We start from the raw sequence: 19,713 nt of genomic DNA, 5'->3' as shown, positions 1-19,713 counted from the left end.
TGCAAATTTCGATAGGTCAGAATATTTTACTAATTTAGTAACATATGATAGCATTGATGGAGGATAGTACTGTTGATTTTACCATATTTTTATTTAATAGATCAGTAACTTTATGCGTGAAATCAATTGTCATGAGGAAAAAATTCACCTGTGTGGAAATATACAGTCTTTTGGGTATTTATTTATCTTTGAAGACGATAAGTGTATTGCGGTAAGTGAAAACTGTGTAGCTATTGCAGGTGAAGATTACTCCGAAATACTCGGCATGACAGTAGACGATGTTCTTCATCGGATTGTTCCATCTTTTGAACTTCGTGGAGAGAGCATAGAACATGCTGTTTCAGACAACATGTTTGCCAGGTATGCCGATCGTGTAGCTATCCATGCTAACGATTATTTTTTAAGTCTCTATAGGTATGATGGCAAAATTTATCTTGAAATAGAGACCTGCAATCCGCTTGCTGTCAAAACCACCAAATTATATTATTATGCCAAGCATTTAGATGACCGTAGCGGGGGCAACTCTTGCTGGCAGGCATTGACTGAATTGATTAAGGACATTATTCACTATGATCGGGTGATGGTATATCGCTTTTTGGAAGATAATAGTGGACAAGTTATTGCAGAGAGCAGGAGCGCTGATCTGGAATCTTTGATGAATTACCGTTATCCGGAATTCGATATTCCTGCACAGGCGCGCGAGCTTTACCGTATTTTTCATGCCCGCCATACGGCGGATGTCAATGCGGAAGCGATTCCGCTGATGGGGCGTAGTGCCGATGATCTGGATCTTACACGCTGCAGCCTTCGGGCGCTTTCACCCATGCATTTACAATACCTTAAAAATGCCGGCGTAAAGGGGAGTGCAAGTTTTAGCATTATCGTGGACGATGAGCTTTGGGGGCTTGTAGCCTGTCAGAATCGGGAGCCAATGCATGTCGATCTTTCACAGCGCCATCTATGTACTTTTCTTACACAATACGCTGTAAACAATTATCTGGCAGATTTTCAGAAGAAACAGGTGAAAGTTCAGAAAAATCTATCACAGCTGAAGCATGATCTAAAAAGTGATTTGTTGGTCAAGCGCGACTTGTATGACGTGTTGGAAAAGTATGCCCTGCGTATTATGGAGGTAATGAATGGGCAGGGTCTACTCATTAAACGTGATCGTGCGATCATGATAGTGGGTGAGGTGCCTGATAAAAAAATGCTCCGAGAAATTGATAAAAAAATAGCCACTGCAGAGTTTTTTGCGACTGATAGATTTAAGGAGGATGGTCCTTCCGAAGATGTTGAAATGTTTCCCGGTGTACTACGCATCAGTATTCTGCCCGCAAATAACTGGTACGTATATGTTTTTAGAAAAGAACGCCTGATAGAAGAGACCTGGGCAGGGAAGCCAGAAAAGGTGATGCAGGTTGACGAAGATAGAAAGATCACCTTTCCCTCGCCACGTTCGTCATTCGAGGCATGGAAAAAAATTACAAAAGGAAAAGCCGAAAAATGGCAATCTTCTGAACTCGCTTTTATTGAGGATATTACACAAATTATTCAGCAAGCGGTAGCACAACGTGGTGGAGAGATTGATGAATTGAACAAGAAACTGGTGCGCTCTAATAATGCGCTTGATACTTTTGGCTACACACTGACCCATGATCTTAAAAATCCGCTGACGACGATACAGCTCACTGCACAAATGTTGCTCCATAAAAAAGACATCTCTGAGGAACTGCTTGCAAAGTCAATGAAAAATATCTTAGATGGGACGCAGCTGATGCGGGATATGATGGATAGAGTCTACCAAATGTCAAAGGTAAATCATGTCGACTTTGTGTTCGAACCAATTAATCCAAAGTCCAAGATTGTCAATATCGTTGAAAATTGCAAACAGCAATACCAGGTCCCGCATTTAGAATTTATAATGGGCGAAACACTGCCTGTATTGGGGGAGAGAACATTGATCTATCAATTGTTTCTGAACCTTGTTGGCAATGCCATAAAATACAGCAGCAAAAGGCAAAACCCGCAGGTGTCCGTTAAGAGCATGCGGCAGGGAAATACGGTCCGGTATGATATCAAGGATAATGGAATCGGAATTGATTTGAAGGAGGGCGACAAAATTTTTGAAATCTTTGCCCGAATGCCCAATTCAGAAGGCTTTGAGGGTTCGGGGGTTGGCCTGTCCATTGTTAAACAAATTGCGAGTAAGCTCAACGCAACTATTCATGTAGAAAGCGAATTAGACGTCGGTACTACATTTTCGGTCGTCTTCAAAGATATACCTGAAGCAGATCGTATGCATTTAGTATCTTAAACAAAGGAGCGTAGACTTTTATCTAATAAATTGTCTATCTTGTAAAATCTCAAAGAAAGATTATATAAACGGTTTGGTAACCAACTATCTGCCCAGCTTAGGTCTATATTTTAAATCCCCCCACAAGACCATATTTTTCAATCATTGCGGTGTTTTTAAACAATCAAAAAATGAAAAAGAAAATTGTTGTTTGTGATGATGAAACTTTCATCCTTAACGTTTTAGAGCTGGCTTTAAAGAATGAATTCAGAGAAGTTTATTTAGTTTCAAAAAGCAGAGAACTTATTGCATCTGTCGAAGAAATTGAGCCTGATATTATATTATTGGATATTGAAATGCCATGGCTGTCAGGTGACGATATCCTTCGTGAACTCCGAAGTTCGGAAAAACATCGAAATATTCCGGTGATCATGATGTCTGCAAGTTCGCGTGGGAAGCAGATAGCTTCCGAGCGTGGAGCCGACGCTTTTTTGGCCAAACCATTTGAACTGGACGATCTATTACTTCTTGTGGATAAATTGGGCCAAGCGTAAGCGTTTAGCTTTGAATGATCACATCAGCTGCATAAAAGCACTTTTTTAAAAAGTGCTTTTATGTGTGCCTAGTCAGCGTGTACTTGCCGGCTAGTTTTTCAGTATGCTATTAATTTTATCGGTGATATCGGTTAAATCAAAGGGTTTGGCGATAAAGCCATTTGCGCCTAAGTTCCCTGCTATTTCAGGTCCATCGACGCTTGCTGATAGCACAATGATAGGAGTTTCTTTAATTTCGGGTGTACTGCGGATAATTTTAATCAGCTGGTCACCTGAAATTATGGGCATCCAGAGGTCCAGCAGCAAGAGGTCTGGCTTATGCGAAATTAATTGCTTTGTCAGATGCGTGCTATTTATTTCGCATATGACATTAAATCCTTCTAGTTCTAAAAAAAGCTCCAGCATATCGAGTATTCCTCGGTCATCATCACAGATCATTATCTTTTTAGGCTGCATATTCTTTATTTGTTGATTACAATGGGTAATGTAAAATTAAATGTGGATCCTTCTCCCGGCTCGCTTTCGACCCACAGTGTTCCTTTGTGGTGTAAGATAATCTCATGCGAAACATAGAGCCCAATGCCTAAACCCGGAAACTTTTTCTGTATATGGCTGACACGAAAAAATCGTTCGAAAATTTTTTGTCTATCCTGATAGCTTATGCCCATGCCATAATCACGTACCGAGATTTTAACAAAGTTGGCTACCTTGTGGATACTAACCTCAACTTTTTTCGACTCGGGTGAATATTTAATTGCATTGGAGAGCAGGTTGTTCAGCACTTGAATAATCTGGAGCTCGTCGCCCGCGACGATACTACCCGTATTTCCAGTAAGGTGGATGTCAGAATCAGGTGCCGCCAATCGCATGCTTTCAACGGCATCTTGGATCGTCTTATCGATCTCAAATGGCTCCATGTGCAATTCAAGATTTCCAGATTGAATTTTAGACGTATCTAAGAGTTTTGCTATCAGCAAGTTCAAGCGATCGATATAAGCCGTGATCTTATCTAACGTTGAGACATACTTCGGATCGGTGTTTTCGGCACTCAATCGCTGTAAGATCTGGAAGAGACCCTTAATTGTTGTGAGGGGTGCCTTAAGTTCGTGGCTTGCAATGGACAGGAAATCATCTTTACGCCGATCCTGCTCCTTCTTTTCTGTAATATCTTCGATGGCGATTAGGATCCTATCTTTATACTGGCCCTCGAACTCAATACGATAAGCATTTAGCAGCACGACTTTTCGACCGATATGAGGAAAGATATGGTCTACTTCATAATCGATAACCGGGTTATTGGTAGGCAATATCTGTGTGAGCATCTCTTTTAACGAAGAAATATCCCATTGCTGATTGCCGAGGTCAAATAATAAATTTCCTACCGTTTCTTCTGTGGTGACTTTAAATGAGTTTAAAAAATGTCTATTGGCGCTTAGGACGATGTAATTGGCGTCGAGCACCAAGAGACTTTCTCGTACTGTTTCAATAATACTGGACAGAAAACTTTCTTTATCTTGCAGTTCTTTGGTTCTTTGCTGTATTTTGAGCTCCACATGTGACTTTTCTTCCCGAAGATCATGCTCCGCTTTTTTTCGATCACTGATATCATTTTGAACACCAATAAAATGAGTTACCTGACCTTCTTCATTCTTCACGGGTGAAATAAAAAGTTCATTCCAAAAAAGCGTTCCATCCTTACGATAATTTCGAATTTCAATCTTACATTCTTCGCCGCGTTCAATGGATTCTTTGATAATCTTACGTTCGGCTTGCGAACGGTCCTGAGCCTGTAAAAATCGGCAGTTGTGGCCAATAATTTCATCGTGGGCATAACCACTGATGGTTTCGAAAGCTTTATTGCAATAAATGATGGGATTATCATACTGCAGATTGTCTGTAATTATAATACCCGAATAGGCAGAATTCAATGCTTTTAGATAAAGATCTAAATCATTGTTCTTGTTTTCAGTACGTTGCGTTGAATTGTTGATGCAGGAAGCATTTTTTTTCATATATTTTAAACTCCCATATTAATTAAGGTGTCCCAATTTAGTCGATAATTTTGAAATTGAAGCGGATTTTGGGATGTCTAAATTAAAAAACCGTATAAATTCCTGTTGAAAATATAAAATATAATCAATGCAAATGATATCAGGACACCTATTTTTGATCTGACTGAACCGATTTAACTGGAACGCGGAACTGCGCGCATTTATTGTCGCGGTTCAGCGCTGTATACTGACCTTGGGCACTTTTTCAACTATCGAAATCGCTTAAACTGCAACTGTTTCCGTATCACTGCCTTATTGATGTCTATTGCCTTTATGGTAATACGAAATGTGTTTGTTGATCCCTTGCACCGCATTATTTCTGTCGGGCGATACCCTGACGGGGGCATATTGCAACGATACAATATCCATGCTGTCGATTTCGGGCATGTTAAGCGGGCGGTACCAAGAAGGTGGGTTCGTTAGATTGCCCGTCTCTTTGCGATCTGTTTGTTCTGTTGATTCTTGTACAGAACGCTGTTTCCAGTGTCTGTAAATGAGCAGTGCTGCTCCGGCAACTGCCGTGATAACGAGTCCGATTTGTGCTTTCATACTTTCTTTTTTAAGAATTGAACCATTTCCTTTCAAATTGAACAATACTCAAATCAAAAAGTTCAATAAAAAAAGAATCAGCGTCTTCAGGTGCCATTGGAAGAAATTGATGTATAGCATCCGATTGCCGTAAATAAGCTTTGACAGTTTTAAAGATTCAGCTTATTTTTGCGTACAAAACACAGACAGTTAACAGGACATGGAATCACTCTTTTGCGCATGGAAAACGAGTCGGATGGCTTACCTCAAATTCTTTGAAAACTATTCTCTGGAACAGCTCAATCGCATTCCTGATGGTTTCAGCAATAACCTGATCTGGAATATTGGCCACATCATTGCCACACAGCATAAATTAATCTATATCGGATCTGAGGTAGAAGGACATATCCCTGAGGAAATCTTCAACAGCTGCCAATCCGGAACAAAGCCTTCAGCAGCGGTATCGCAGCAGGAAGCTGATCTGCTGAGAAGATTGCTCCTCGAACAGATTGAACCGACCATCCGTGATTTTAACAACAAAAAGTTTGTGACCTATCAGCAACGCACAACGGGTACGGGCTTCCGTCTCACTTCAATAACGGATGCCTTCGAATGGAACAACTTTCATGAAGGCCTGCATTTGGGTTATATGATGAGTATAAGGAAGTTTATTGCTACAAAAATTCCAAGATGACCAGATTGTTTTTATTATTATTACTTTTATTTTCTTCGAGATATGCGTTTCCGCAAACGTTTAAAAATGACAGTGTAAAATCATTTGTTGATAAATCCATTGAACTTATATCGGCCAATTCAATTCATAAAGAAAACCTTGAGGTTATTAAACGTGAACTATACAATAAAGCCCAAAATTTAAACTCGATTGATGAAGCCGCAACATTATATGAAGCCGTATTTAGGCAGCTCAACGATTATCATGGCGGTCTTAAATTCAAAGGAAAAACCTACGGATGGAATAATCCTAATGTGATGACCAATGTTTATCTGAAAAATAGGCTTAACACGGAGAAGAGTACGTTTAGTGAGGTGATTGATCATAAAATAGGATATCTCCGAATAGTTGGAAACAGTGATTTTGCGTTTAAAAAAGTTGATAGTATCGCTGATGATATTGTGACCCATATCAATGGGATCAATTCAGCAGAAATTAAAGGCTGGATTATAGACCTGAGATTAAATACCGGAGGAAATATGTATCCGATATTACTCGGACTGAAAGAGTTTATCGGATACAATGTACACTTTGGAGGTTTTAGGGACGCTGGTAATCATTCTACAGGCGACTGGGAAATTAAGGCGGGAAAGTTGCTGATAGATGGAAATATGCTGGACAGAAAATCAGCGTTGATCTATCCGATTGCAAATGATGTTCCATTGGTTATTTTGACCAGCTGCTATACGGCAAGCGCGGGTGAAATGACTGCCATATCCTTTATTGGACGAAAAAATACGTTTATTGTAGGGGAAAAGACCGCAAATTATACAACCGCGGTGCAGGGGTTTAAAATAAATGATCATGCGGGCATTAACTTGTCAACAGATTATGTGGTGGACAGGAATTTAAAAGTTTATAAATCCTATATTTCGCCTGATTTTGAAGTCGTGGGAGACGACAACCTCACAGTGCTGGAAAAGGATCGTAAAATAATCAAGGCCCTGGAACTTTTGGGCCAATAGCAGGCGTATGAGCTGTTCTCGAAATCTGCCGCTATTGGAGCAACGTATTGATTTTATCTTTTGCGGTTAGTGGTCGCAGGTGGTTTCCTGTTTCTAGAATTGTGCCGTCTCGGTCTATCAAAAGGTAAAATGGTATGCCGCTGACCTTGAATAGGTCTCGAATGGAGCCGCTCTGTTTGGCTGATAGGAAATAATGCTGTCCGCCCAGATCATAGCTACTAACCGTTGCCTTGTACTTGTCCTGATCTGAATCAAGACAGAGGTATACAAATGAAACGTCTTTGTTCTGAAAATCGGCTTCTATTCGTTTGGAGTTGGGAAATTCACTCAAGCAGGGGGCGCACCAGGTCGCCCAAAAATCGACGTAGATTACTTTACCCTTGTTGCTTCGTAAGATATCTTCCATGATCTCTTGGATCGGAGAGGATTGCATATCCTTTAGAATAGCACGGCTATTGAGTTCAGGATGCTCGACTCGGGCTTTTGTAGCAAGGTATTCCTGCTGCAGTGGATCCCGCAGAAAGGGGGAAGTAATATGTCGGGTGACAATTGTAATAAATTTTTCGTAGGTTTTGAAATCCTGTTTTCGAAAACTTTTTGAAAAGTGATGGCTCAGCATGATTTCGCGTAAGAGCGGATCGCTCACATAATTAACTATCCCGTGCAATTGTAGTGAGTCAGCAATAGTAGTGGACGCAAACCGTTCCCCAGTTGGTGTAATTCCCCAATTTGCGTCGCTTGTTTCCTCAAATCTCCGTCTTTCGTTAATATAATAATCATAAAATGAGGAAAATGTAGATACCGCATTTGTGTTCATTAAATGGCTTTTTTCGAGTGGAAGACGCTTTGCCAACTTGTCGTAAAATCCTATGGGGATAACAAAGGTGGTATCCATGGGGCCTAGATTATTGGCTCTTTTGTGATCTATGGAATAAAACTGGATGTTATCGTAATAAGGAGTTTCTGTCTCAAAAAGAGCCCAATTTTTACTTTCAGCATTTGGGCTATAGGTATGGACAAACTCGTCATACAACGCTTTGCCTTTTTGGCGTACGGTATCGTTGAATCGCATATACTGTACGGGATCGTAATTTTTTACGGCATAAAAATTCTTATTTTGGTCGTAGAGTTCACTAGCAAAATAAAGATTTTGGAATTGTGCGATCTGGGTATTGGTGACGGCGGAAGTCCCGGCAAATTTGACTGTGCGCAAAAGGGAACTTCTTTGGTCAGAATTACCATCAAAAGAGACCCAAAGACTGTCTTGGGGATGAAGTACAATGCTAAAATTCGTCCGATAGCCTAACCAAACCTGCGTAGGTATATATAAATCCACCTCCGCGTAAAAATCACCTTTATCGTTGACCTTGGGGTAAATGGTGATCGCAGAAAGTCCCAGCCGATTCAGGGTTATATTCAAGGGGATCAAAGGATCATAATGTATAATCTTTCCTTGTACAATTGCTTTTACGGCCCTTTCTTGTGCACTACTGATCGAACAGACTATACATAATAGGATGAGTAGAAATCTGGAAAAAAGATGTATTTTTTGCTCTTTTAAAGGTTTTTTAGGTTTTGGGATTGTGGTAAGCATGCTTAGGTTATTTAATTAAAGATAAAAAAAAATCGGATCTTTAGCATGATGCTCTTCCTGCTTTCTTATACCTGTATTTTTTATCTCGCGATAAGGTTTGGGGGGAGATATTTTGTGTTTATGCAACAGGTTGCGAGTTGGTAAATAGTAACAGGTACATATTGATTAAGAAATTTACTTAATTGTTGCTGGAAGTAATTCTTTTATAGCTAAAACAACTAAATCCGGATCGCTAATCTGTACCAAATGAGCACTATGTTAAGTATATTATACCGAGGGTAGTGCTGGTAAGTCTACCGTTTATAAAATTGATGGCGCAACGGCTGTGGCCTCGGCTGTCTTAACCACCGATGGTAAGGCGGCGATAAGGGGTGTTTACAGAATCCCTGTAAATAATTAGCGGACTCACATTTTTTTCAAACAAACAAGGTCTTCCTAAGCAGGAAGACCTTGTTTGTTTGAAAAGGTTGTGAATCAATTATAATGTACTTGGTTTTCACTATCTGAGATAGACTGTATTGACACTGTATAGGGATTGTCCACCTTCTGTCCACCCCTATAATTGTGATGTTAGGATGGTTTTAAGCTAATTTTGGACTTGTAGTTAAATGCCATTTTGGATCTTATGCCTTAAGATTAAATTGTTCGCAACACTTGGGGAATGCGATGTGTGCTGCATGTCAGGACGATGGAAATTAGGGGGTACCTTGCTGGAAAATGATGTTGAAATATGAAAAGGATGTATAAAATAGTATATTTTTTGCTTGCTGTATTTAGCTTATTAAGTTGTAAGCAGTCGGATAATTTACCGCTGGAGATGAGTGATATTTCACTTAAAATAGGGGTTCGAACTGCCCATGCTGGTCTGAGTAATTCAAGTGTATGGGCCGATGGTGACGAGATGGGATTATTTATGATGGCGAGTGGACAAAGCAATCTGTCCTTGGGCATGGAATACAATCGTAAATATACCTATAGTGCTGGTGGAGCCGCTTTCTTTTTATCGGGCCAACCGATTTATTATCCAACTACAGGGCAGGTTGATATTGTGGCTTATGCGCCCTATCGCCAAGTAACTGGTAATACACTGTCCATCGATCTTTTGGATCAACATGATTTAAGGAGCTTAGATCTACTTTATAGCAATAGTAGTATTGGAATTGTGAAGAGCAAGGAGGAGGTGGATTTCAATTTTAAGCATATGCTTTCCAAGATCAACTTTAACTTGACTGCTGGTTTGGGGGGTTCTCCTGTCGTACTCTCATCAGCGCAGATTTCTTTGGAAGGCTTTTCTTCCGACGCTACCTTCAATTTGGCGACTGCAGTCCTGCACAATGCGAATGCCTCGGGCACAATTCATGTGGGAACTAATCGTTCGGCTATCCTGCTACCTCATACCGGAACGGGTGGTCGGGTGTTAACCATTCAACTTGGAGCGCAACAGATGCATTATACTTTTCCGGTAACTGATGCATTTGAGCAAGGAAAGGAATATAATTATACCATTACCGTTAAGAATAAAGAGATAGAAGTGCAACGTGCAGCTATTACCGATTGGCAAACAATAGGTCAGGTTACGGAGACCGAGCCGGTTGCTGCTGACCTGGTGTGGATACCCGAAGGTATTTTTCTGATGGGAAGCCCCAATACCGATACAGATGCCAGTGCCAATGAAAAGCCACAACACTGGGTGCGTTTTGAAAAAGGATTTTACATGAGCAAATATCTGGTTACAATTCAAGATTACTGTGATTTTATTAATGCGAGCAATGTAACCATACCTTCCATCGGGTATATCGCTAATGTGCCGCTCAATGGGAATTGGGTCAGGGGATTTGTCGCTAATAATCAGTATAATGTACCTCGCTACAATGGGACGAAATGGGTTCCCCCGACTGGTTTTGAACATTATCCTATGATGTTACTTACGTTTGAGGGGGCTTTGGCTTATGCGAAATGGGCTGGAGGTACCTTGCCTACTGAGGCACAATGGGAGTATGCCTGTCGTTCGGGGACAGCAACGCGATGGTCTTTTGGTGATGATGAGAATCAGTTGGCCAATTATGCTTGGTATAATCAAGGTAGTTCACAGTTTGACGTTGGAAGTAAGTTGCCTAATCCTTGGGGGCTATATGATATGCATGGTTTGGTGGCAGAATATTGTTTTTCTGCGGGTGATTACCCGCCTGGCGCACAAAATCAAACGGATGCACTGCTTGGACCGGGACCGGCCAACGAGGCAGAAGCGAATCATGCGTTTCGAGGAGGAAGTTATGACATGGCGAGTTTTACAGCAACTCAGACGAGAGCTGCCTACCGTTCATTGAGAGAAGCTTCTTATTTCAGTAACATGCTAGGTTTTCGCATTGTTATTAACCCTTAATTTATACAACATAGCACCGAATTATGTATAGTAACCTCATAACAGTTTTAAGTAGAAAATATTTGTTTCAATTTTTTCTGTGTTGTTTTATGCTGATGTCCTGTCAGGAGAAATTAGATTTAGCTGTCATAGATCCTAATTCGGGGCGTGGGAATATGGCGTTTCAGATTGGAATCATCAATAACACGAAAGTTGATGATAATCAAAAAAATGTGACAAAAGCCACTTTGCAGTCCAGTAAATCGAACGGTAATATGGCATTAACTCCCCCAGTGTCTGCGAGCGATTTTACCGCAAGTTTTAGCGCTGGCGATACGATAGGCATCTTTGTTGTGCCAGCGGGTCAACCATTAACTGCTGGAAATAGCCTGATCGCTAATGCCAAATTGTCTTTTAACGGTACTAAATGGACGGGTGCCGTCAATTGGCCGGCAGGTACCAGTTTTGATTTTTACGCTTATTACCCTTATCGTGCGGGGCTGACAAATCCTGCTTCAATCAGTTTCTCGGTCAAGAAAGATCAAACTATATGGTCGGATTTTCAACAGAGTGACCTGATGTTTGCAAAAGCCGAAGCCATCAACTTGGGCGCTACGGTGCAGCTTGATTTTAAACATCTGTTGAGTTTGGTACAGGTAGAGCTTGAAGCAGGAACGTCGAAAGCCTCTAGTCCGGATGTTGATATGGTCGTTAACCTGACGAATATTATTTGTGATGGGCATTTGGCGCTAGCGAGCGGCACTTTCACCCCGCTATCCGGGCAGCAGAGTAGTGTACGTATGTATCGCGTGGAGCAGCCCGATGATACCGATTATGAAACGAAGTTTACCTATCGTGCACTTTTGCCAGCTCAGATGCTTGAGGGTGGGAAGCGGAGCTTATTTCTGAGTCAATCGGGTCAATCCTATATCCAGCAGCAGAAGAGCTCTTTACAGCTTTTGGGGGGCACCTCACATCGGATAGACGTGCCTCAACTCAAAAATCTCTGGCGAGCGGTATGGATTCCTGCAGGTACTTTTCAAATGGGTAGCCCAGCTACTGACCCCTATGCAGATGCGAATGAAAAGCCACGGCATTGGGTAAAATTGACCAAAGGTTTCTATATGAGCAGGTATGAGGTTACCGTTGCCGAGTATGCTGATTTTCTAAATGCGATGAATATCGTTGGAGGGGGACTTTCTGTACATGTCCCGCTCGATGGAAATATGGTACTCGCTTTTTCCGTATTTCAAAATCTAGTAAGTCAGCCTCATTACATAGATGGAAAATGGAAAGCATTACCAGGTAGTGAAAATGTGCCTATGGCGGTTGTATTTTTTGAGGGAGCCAAAGCTTATGCAGCCTGGGCAGGAGGGGCGTTGCCGACGGAAGCGCAATGGGAGTACGCCTGCCGTGCAGGTACGGAAGATCGCTGGTTTTTTGGCGATGACCCTGCCCAAATCAACAGTTATGCTTGGACTAACCTGCAAGGGACGGGGCTTAAAAGTGCCGCTGTTGGTACCTTGAAACCCAATAGATGGGGATTGTATGATACCTATGGCAATGTAGCAGAATGGTGTCTCAGCAATGGTCCCTATCCGTCTACTGCAACGACAATGGAAACAGCTGTTGTAGATCCATCCATTCCGGATGCTACATCAACTAACCGCTTTGCGCGCGGGGGGAACTTTAATAATGGTTTGATTTATGCGCGCTCAGCGGCTAAAATACAATCGTTGGTTTCTTCTTCGACCTACCTTATCGGATTTCGTATAATAAAGTATCGATAAAATAAGCTTGTCTTAATACCATAGCGTATTGCCGTAAATCACATTGTCATAACTAATAAATTAAAAAGTGAAAATTAAATATGAAAACACAATTGTTAACAGCCTTTTCGGCAGCAGTCCTGTTACTCGGGGCCTGCGCCAAAAATGATACACCTGATGTGGAACATGAGGTGATCAATTTCAGTGGACAAATTAGTCAGCTTAAAGCAACAAGTAACCCTTCGGGGGCGAGCACAGTATGGGCTTCGGGCGATCAGATCGGTATTTTTATGGTTAATCATGGGACCACGACCATAAGCGAAAATAGCAGCAATCGCCAGTACAACTTTAATGGGACTGTATTTGCTCCAGCAACGGGACAGGGGATTTATTACCCTGTTTCGGACAGCAAAGTGGATTTTGTAGCGTATTATCCTTTTGTACCCACAGCTTCTTTGTCGACAGTGCAGCCTATCGATGTTTCCTCGCAAAATGACCTGAGCAAAATTGATTTTCTTTGGAGCAAAGCAACAAATGGCGTGAATGGATTCAATAAAAGCTCCGGAACTCAGGTTCCACTCGTTTTTGACCATAAGCTCAGTAAAGTGGTTATCAAACCTACTGCAGGAACTGGTCTGGATGCTTCCAACGCTGATTGGTCCGCGATGGGAGTTAAGATAAAGGGTATGCAAACCATGTCGAGCATTGACCTGAGCACAGGGACACTGGGAGCAGCTAGTGGCCCTGCGGATATAAGCCCCTTTGTAAAAGCTAGCGGATCAGCCTATGAAGCTATTGTGCTTCCGGCTACCTACGCAACGGCCGGAGCTGTGCGCTTCACCTTTGAGATAGGTAACGATACCTATGCTTGGGCAAGTCAGGCGAACGAACAATTCGAGCCTGGCAAAGAATATACTTATACGATTACAGTGCATAAAACAGGCGTCATATTGGGCAATGTAACTATTAAAGATTGGGATACCGTTAGCCGTACAGGTACGGCAGATTAAACTTGGACCTACTCTTTAAATTGTATTTTTCCATTTGGGCCGATTAATAGGATAATCGGCCCATTTTCTTTTTTATTAGGAAGAATAAGTGGCCCCCAATTTTTTTTTAAGGCGCTGTTTCGCTTTTTTTATACCCTCTATAGAGATGCAAAGAAGCTCACTCATACTCGCATTACTCAGCTCCAGCTTCTGTAAGGCTAATATACGGAGGTCGTTTTCGGTAATTTTTGCATGTTCATCTTTCATCTGTTGTAAATAGTCAGGGTATACCTGGTCAAACGTATGCCTAAACCTTGCCCATCGGTCGTCTGTCATAATATGTGTTTCCATTAAGGCATTGAGGTTCGCTTTTACTTCGGCAATATAGGTTGGATTTTGATTCTCTTCCTTTTTTAGTTCCTCACGCAGCTGTTGAATCGTGATGTCATTTTGCCTGACAGTATCCGTAAATTCGCTGAGCGAGTTTTTTAATATGAGGAGTTCTTGATCGACAAGCTGCTTCTTGTGGTTAAGTTGGAGTTGTTCCCTTTCAAGATTTGCGTTACGTATTTTGATGTTTGCCCTCGACCTATTGATTAATAGAATAACGATAGCAAAAATTAAGACAAGTAGAAGACTCATAAATTGATAAGTACTTTTTACTTTCTGTCTTTTCTCTGCTTCGGACAGTAAGGCGCGGTTATATTTTTCCTGCTCACTCTCCCAGATGATTTTCTGCAACTCTTTGATATTTGTTCTTTTCTCCAATGAATCTCTCAACAATATATAGCGGTTTAAATAGTGAAGTTGTTTGCTCTGCTGTCCTAATCCATGCGAAATCGCAGCTAATGATTTGGCTGCATCCATCTTATATTTCAGAAAGTAGGGTTTGTCTTCCATAAGATGTTCACTCGCCTCTATATGTTTTTTTGCAAGTTGCCATTCCTGCTGGTCAATATACCAGCTTGCTAAAATTAGATTTGCCCGCATGGCATCATTGGGCTCGTGATACCGTAATGAGAGGTCAATATTTTGTTTGACCAGTTCGATTGCTTTTTTTTTATCTCCTGCTTCCCAACTATAATCCGCCATGTTGCCGGATATAATTCCGATCCACACAGAATCTTTTGCTTGTTGAGCTTCGGCCATGGCCTGTTTTAGGTATTTAAGCGCTTCAGGAACAGGATTGTCTACCGATAGGTAGACAGCTATTGAATTGAGTAGATCAATCCGTGCTCTTGAAGCAGGTCTTGCAAAAGGCAAAGCTTCATGAAGATAGTTTACAGCTTTTTTTTGGTCGCCGATATGATTAAAAAAGCTCGCCATAAATTGATAATGTTTTACGGGCAATGGTATTTTTTTTCTGTCTATTCTGGCATTTAGATCATTGGCTCGTAAGAAATAAGGGAAAGCATCGATGACCTTGCGGTATACGAAATTATAATAGCCCTGTCGTATATTCCCGATCATCTCCAGTTCTGGGTTTGGATGCGCTTCGATTAAGTTTCTGGCGTATTTGTAATATTGGTCAGAACGAGCATTTGTATGGTCGAAAGCAACGGAATAACCATCTGCCATGAGCATATAATAGGCCCATTCTAGGGGAATACTGTTGTGCTGTTTGGCTAATGTTTTTATGGGCTCTAATTCCTTTTTCAATAAAGTGGTGTCGCGATTAAAGTGGCTTGGAAGGTTTAACACGGCTTCTATCTGCTGCAATGGATTTTTTATGGCTTGTATTTGGGTGATAGACTGTGCATTTAGTAAGTCAGTGCTTTTAAAAAATAAAATGAGTATAAGTGAAATGTAATACCAATAGACTTTCATCCTCAATAGCGTGAATTTAACGGTTAATATGAATAAAACCACCTTAACTAATTTAATAAGGCAATTTTCGTGTAAAGATAATAAAAATATTTAAGCTTAATAGATGCTTCCTTTTATCTGAGCCTAATATGTGCTTCATCTGTTAAATTAATCGCATGGCGATCGGTTTTAAAAATCCGCCTGGACTTACCAAGCGGATTTTTAAGTTAAAAAAGAGAACTTAGTTGATAAGAAGTGTGTCTGTATAAGACGCTGTAAATACATCAATTGCATTCTTGACAGGTATAAATGAAGACTTCAAAAGTACTTTCTCACCTGTTTTCCAATTTGGTAATACGATCTTCAGCGAATCAGGATGCAAAGACAGATTGGAATTGCAATAGTAAATCGGAGACTTTTTAAGCAGCTTTTTCCATTTCCAATTCTAGCTCACGAGGTGTCTTATATCCAATTGCTGAATGTAATCTGCCTTTATTATACCAATCCTCAATATACCTAAACACAAATAACTTAGCCTCTTGCCTGGTTTTAAAGTTGTAACGGTTGAATTTTTCACTTTTAGCCGTTTTGAAAAAGCTTTCCATTGCACTATTGTCCCAACAGTTACCCTTTCTGCTCATACTTTGAACAACATCGATCTTTAATGCTTTTAACTTGTCTTTAAAGTTATTGCACGCATACTGAACACCTCTATCTGAATGAAATATTAAACCATTTTCTACTTTTCTGGCTTTTAGAGCCCTCTAATGCCGCAAGAGAGGTTTGCTCTGCTGACATTCCTTCACTAAGTGTCCATCCAATAATTTTTCTATCAGCGAGATCCATTACAGCTGTGAGATATAACCAACCCTCACCTGTTTTCAGATAAGTAATATCGCTTACCCATTTAGTGCCTATCTGATCGGCATGAAAGTCCCTGTTCAGAATATTATCACATACCGGGAATTTATGTTTCGAATCTGTTGTTGATATCTTCCATTTCTTGCGGATGATATTCTGGATACCTTCCTTTCTCATTATCCGCGCTACACATGGGCGTGAAATCTGTATACCCTGTCGTTGTAGATCCTTGGTAATCCTTGGACTGCCATATGTACTGTCACTGGAGTCATAGCTGGCCTTTATTTTTTTTAGAAGGTCTTTCCTTGCCTTGATTTTGGAGATATCCTGATCTCTATTCTGCCAATCATAATAACCGCTACTGCTCACTTGCATTACTTTGCACATCTTCCCAACCGAAAAATTATCCTTATGATCTGCTATAAAGCTATATCGTTCCGGTCTCCCTTGGAGAAGATGCTGATGGCCTTTTTTAAAATATCTCTTTCAATTGTGGCATCTTTTAATGCCTTTCTCAACAACTTGTTTTCCTGTTCTAGATTCCTGCTAGTGTCACTGGAATTGAGATCAATTCTCAGATTCAACTCATCAATACGAGAATTGAACCTGGAATCCCTTCGCCGCTTACCCAGCATAGACTCATTTATACCCAGCTCTTTCGCTGCTGATGCTGCTGTCCCTTTTACGTACGACAGTTCTACTGCCATGATTTTAAATTCTGAATCAAAAAAACGTGGTCGCTTACCCATGCCTCAAATTTAATTGTTAACTCTTTTAGTTGTAAATTTTTCCTTTAAAAAAGTCTCCGGTCAAATGTAGCAACTCAACTGGACGACTTGATAAAAGAGCTGGACAACCGGATCTTTTACAGGGCCAACCGGCAGTATGTTATCAATGTCAATGCCATTGAAAGTATATGGATATACGGTCGCAATCAGCTTCGTATTCAAACAAAACCGCAAAGTACAACGCCTATCCTGATCAGCAAAAACAAAGTGGCGGAATTTAAGAAATGGCTCGACCGATGATTAATTATATTTTGACTTTATGCTGCCGAATTTTGACTTTACGCTGGCGCAGGCATCTTTTGTTGTGATTGACCGGGAAAAATGAGGTCTATTTATTTTGAAATCCTACTAAATTCGAAGGGAATCTGGAGACTGTCGCCAGCAACATTGGCCTTCAACTTTTCACCTTCACGCCAGTAGGTGATTTTTTTAGGAAAGGGCAGCGAATCATTATTACACTCGAACAGGCCGTCTTTTAGCATGGTTATCTCAAATGCGATAAAATCTTTCTCATCGGGCGTTTTAACCAATAAATTCCAGTCGCCATCGTATTTTAATAATTGCATTTTTTCCTGATGGATGGTATCCAGGTTTTGCAGGGTAAAAGCAAAACCTGCATATTCAGTGTCTTTGATTTTCTGCCAATATTCAAAAGTCCGTTTATCTTTGGCTTCGTTGGTACGCTGCCATTTTCCCAATAACCAGTCGAAGTTTTCGGATGGCTCATTTTGAATTCCTAGGCATTGGACAAAAACGAGCAGCATGAATACTGAAATCCAAACGTTGATTAATTTTGCCATCTTATATTTCGTTTTAAAGTTTTATCAACTGATGATTGTAACTTGTGAAACAGGTATGCAACATAAACAAGGGGTTTTGTTGTCCCTATGTGAATAAATTTAATGAAAAAAAATCGGAGTTTGAAAAGTATTATCTTGGTAGTCACTTTGTTAATTTAGCTTAATGTTTGTTAAATCGGATCTACCCTAAGCAAACATTTATAAATAATTCGTTATTTAGGTATAAAAGGAAACAGGATGATGTCCGATTTTAAAAAAAATATGCACCTGGCAAATCGCGCCGGATTTGGGATGAGCCTAAAGCAGATTACGACTTTTGAACAGCAGTCTACCGCAGTACTCTGGAAGCAATATGCTCAGGAACATGAATTTCATCCCATCAGTTTCAATACGGACCAGACTGACGTCAATTATAATGCGCTTTCCAAGTTGAATGCCGCAGACAAAAAGCAGGTGCAGCAGCTCAACCGAAAGCGTAATATTGAGATCAACCTTAATTTCCTGAATGAAATGGTGCATAGCGAAGATCAGCTCAGGGAGAAGATGGCCTTTTTTTGGCACGGACATTTTGCTAGCCGGGTTATCAATTCCAATTTTAGCGCCCATATCCTCAACGAAATCAGAAAAAATGCGCTTGGAAATTTTCGGGATCTGCTGTTCGCCGTTTCCAAAACTCCGGCTATGCTCAATTTCCTCAACAACCAGCAGAATAAAAAAGACCATCCCAATGAAAACTTTGCCCGGGAAGTGATGGAACTCTTTACGATGGGGCGTGGCAACTATACGGAATCGGATGTGAAGGAAGCTGCGCGTGCATTTACGGGCTGGTCATACGATAAGGATGGCCAGTTCTTGGTGCGTAAAAAGTTTCATGACTCGGGCAGCAAAACATTTTTGGGAAGAACCGGAAATTTCGACGGCAATGCTATCCTGGAAATTATCTTGGAACAACCCGCTACGGCCCGATTTATCACCGATAAACTCTACCGTTTTCTGGTCAACGAACAAGTGGATCAGAAAATCGTCGACACGCTGAGTAAAGATTTCTTCGATTCAGGATATGATATCAGGCGGTTGCTAGACCGTGTATTTACGGCAGCCTGGTTTTACGACTCCAAAAATGTGGGCAACAAAATAAAGTCACCGGTAGAACTCATGGCCGGTATCATGCGCATGTTACCCATGGAAATAGCGAATCCTGAAAACCTGATTGTTTATCAAAAGTTGCTGGGGCAGATGCTCTTGTATCCGCCGAATGTGGCGGGATGGCCGTCGGGAAAAGCCTGGATCGACAGCTCGACCTTATTACTACGGATGCAGATTCCACAGATATGGACCGGCCTGCGCCCGCTGGACCTTGATGCGCAGAATGACGACGACCTCGACATGGGTTTAAAACAGTCGCGGGCGCTGGCTAAGGCCTACAAAAATCCCAAAATATCCATTGACTGGGATGGGGTAGAGGCTGCATTTGCAGATCGGGATCCCTTTGAGCTCTTGCTGCAGCAGCAACCTTCCTTTGGTAAAACACTGCGCGATAGCTACGCTGGGGGAAGCCGCCGTAGGACTATTATTGAAGTAATGAGTATCCCCGAATATCAACTCTGTTAATCGTAAATA

At 41.1% G+C, this 19,713-nt stretch carries 18 protein-coding genes; 9 read left to right on the top strand and 9 right to left on the bottom strand.

What is annotated here, in order from left to right; all coding sequences use genetic code 11:
* Positions 1-112: 112 nt before the first annotated feature.
* Positions 113-2,314 carry an ATP-binding protein gene (locus B3H30_RS17595; RefSeq protein WP_286777166.1) on the top strand — a complete coding sequence of 734 codons (2,202 nt, stop codon included), beginning with the start codon at positions 113-115 and terminating at the stop codon, positions 2,312-2,314.
* 170 nt (positions 2,315-2,484) lie between these two features.
* Positions 2,485-2,847 carry a response regulator gene (locus B3H30_RS17590; protein ID WP_286727622.1) on the top strand — a complete coding sequence of 121 codons (363 nt, stop codon included), beginning with the start codon at positions 2,485-2,487 and terminating at the stop codon, positions 2,845-2,847.
* Positions 2,848-2,937: 90 nt separating this feature from the next.
* On the opposite strand, the gene B3H30_RS17585 is transcribed toward B3H30_RS17590, so the two are convergent.
* From B3H30_RS17585 to B3H30_RS17575, 3 genes are all read right to left on the bottom strand, one after another.
* On the bottom strand, positions 2,938-3,303 hold the full coding sequence (locus tag B3H30_RS17585; RefSeq protein WP_286727621.1) for a response regulator: 366 nt from the start codon (positions 3,301-3,303) through the stop codon (positions 2,938-2,940).
* A 5-nt stretch (positions 3,304-3,308) separates the two neighbouring features.
* Positions 3,309-4,859, bottom strand: coding sequence for a PAS domain-containing sensor histidine kinase (locus tag B3H30_RS17580; protein ID WP_286834737.1), 1,551 nt, complete (start codon positions 4,857-4,859; stop codon positions 3,309-3,311).
* A 291-nt stretch (positions 4,860-5,150) separates the two neighbouring features.
* Positions 5,151-5,447, bottom strand: coding sequence for a hypothetical protein (locus B3H30_RS17575; RefSeq protein ID WP_147282034.1), 297 nt, complete (start codon positions 5,445-5,447; stop codon positions 5,151-5,153).
* A 199-nt stretch (positions 5,448-5,646) separates the two neighbouring features.
* On the opposite strand from B3H30_RS17575, the gene B3H30_RS17570 reads away from it, so the two are divergent.
* Both B3H30_RS17570 and B3H30_RS17565 read left to right on the top strand, forming a co-directional pair.
* Entirely contained in the window at positions 5,647-6,120 is a 474-nt protein-coding gene (locus B3H30_RS17570) for a DinB family protein (protein ID WP_286777164.1), read from the top strand.
* Positions 6,117-7,124, top strand: coding sequence for a S41 family peptidase (locus B3H30_RS17565; RefSeq protein ID WP_115048413.1), 1,008 nt, complete (start codon positions 6,117-6,119; stop codon positions 7,122-7,124). The genes B3H30_RS17570 and B3H30_RS17565 overlap by 4 nt, the downstream gene beginning before the upstream one ends.
* Before the next feature lie 31 nt (positions 7,125-7,155).
* Here the strand turns inward: B3H30_RS17565 and B3H30_RS17560 are convergent, their stop codons facing one another.
* Positions 7,156-8,718 carry a TlpA family protein disulfide reductase gene (locus B3H30_RS17560; RefSeq protein WP_286777163.1) on the bottom strand — a complete coding sequence of 521 codons (1,563 nt, stop codon included), beginning with the start codon at positions 8,716-8,718 and terminating at the stop codon, positions 7,156-7,158.
* 739 nt (positions 8,719-9,457) lie between these two features.
* Here B3H30_RS17560 and B3H30_RS17555 point away from each other — a divergent pair.
* From B3H30_RS17555 to B3H30_RS17545, 3 genes are all read left to right on the top strand, one after another.
* Positions 9,458-11,101, top strand: coding sequence for a fimbrillin family protein (locus tag B3H30_RS17555; RefSeq protein WP_286777162.1), 1,644 nt, complete (start codon positions 9,458-9,460; stop codon positions 11,099-11,101).
* Between the two features lie 62 nt (positions 11,102-11,163).
* A complete protein-coding gene (locus B3H30_RS17550) occupies positions 11,164-12,870 on the top strand; it encodes an SUMF1/EgtB/PvdO family nonheme iron enzyme (RefSeq protein ID WP_286727615.1) in 1,707 nt (568 codons plus the stop codon).
* An 80-nt stretch (positions 12,871-12,950) separates the two neighbouring features.
* Positions 12,951-13,859, top strand: a complete 909-nt coding sequence (locus B3H30_RS17545; RefSeq protein WP_286774877.1) for a fimbrillin family protein — start codon at positions 12,951-12,953, stop codon at positions 13,857-13,859.
* A 75-nt stretch (positions 13,860-13,934) separates the two neighbouring features.
* On the opposite strand, the gene B3H30_RS17540 is transcribed toward B3H30_RS17545, so the two are convergent.
* The 4 genes from B3H30_RS17540 to B3H30_RS17525 all read right to left on the bottom strand — a co-directional run bounded on the left by B3H30_RS17540 (position 13,935) and on the right by B3H30_RS17525 (position 17,254).
* Positions 13,935-15,665: a tetratricopeptide repeat protein gene (locus B3H30_RS17540; RefSeq protein ID WP_115048423.1), complete on the bottom strand. Its 1,731-nt coding sequence runs from the start codon at positions 15,663-15,665 to the stop codon at positions 13,935-13,937.
* A 398-nt stretch (positions 15,666-16,063) separates the two neighbouring features.
* On the bottom strand, positions 16,064-16,285 hold the full coding sequence (locus B3H30_RS17535; RefSeq protein WP_286777161.1) for an integrase core domain-containing protein: 222 nt from the start codon (positions 16,283-16,285) through the stop codon (positions 16,064-16,066).
* Between the two features lie 70 nt (positions 16,286-16,355).
* The gene (locus B3H30_RS17530; protein WP_286777172.1) at positions 16,356-16,928 is read right to left on the bottom strand and encodes an IS3 family transposase; all 573 of its coding nucleotides are present in this window, start codon (positions 16,926-16,928) and stop codon (positions 16,356-16,358) included.
* Positions 16,925-17,254, bottom strand: coding sequence for a transposase (locus B3H30_RS17525; protein ID WP_115048429.1), 330 nt, complete (start codon positions 17,252-17,254; stop codon positions 16,925-16,927). Before B3H30_RS17525 ends, B3H30_RS17530 begins: the two co-directional genes overlap by 4 nt.
* Positions 17,255-17,332: 78 nt before the next feature.
* Between B3H30_RS17525 and B3H30_RS24915 the strand changes: the two genes are divergently transcribed.
* On the top strand, positions 17,333-17,533 hold the full coding sequence (locus B3H30_RS24915) for a LytTR family DNA-binding domain-containing protein (protein ID WP_115048430.1): 201 nt from the start codon (positions 17,333-17,335) through the stop codon (positions 17,531-17,533).
* 92 nt (positions 17,534-17,625) lie between these two features.
* On the opposite strand, the gene B3H30_RS17520 is transcribed toward B3H30_RS24915, so the two are convergent.
* The gene (locus tag B3H30_RS17520) at positions 17,626-18,093 is read right to left on the bottom strand and encodes a hypothetical protein (RefSeq protein ID WP_201303525.1); all 468 of its coding nucleotides are present in this window, start codon (positions 18,091-18,093) and stop codon (positions 17,626-17,628) included.
* Positions 18,094-18,330: 237 nt separating this feature from the next.
* On the opposite strand from B3H30_RS17520, the gene B3H30_RS17515 reads away from it, so the two are divergent.
* Positions 18,331-19,704: a DUF1800 domain-containing protein gene (locus B3H30_RS17515; protein ID WP_286834736.1), complete on the top strand. Its 1,374-nt coding sequence runs from the start codon at positions 18,331-18,333 to the stop codon at positions 19,702-19,704.
* The last annotated feature ends 9 nt before the right edge of the window (positions 19,705-19,713 follow it).

The sequence above is a fragment of the Sphingobacterium sp. UBA7038 genome (genome assembly GCF_002494055.1).
Lineage (GTDB): Bacteria > Bacteroidota > Bacteroidia > Sphingobacteriales > Sphingobacteriaceae > Sphingobacterium > Sphingobacterium multivorum.
The sequence above is the reverse complement of the archived record's forward strand: the minus strand, read 5'-3'. Positions and strand labels throughout refer to the sequence as shown.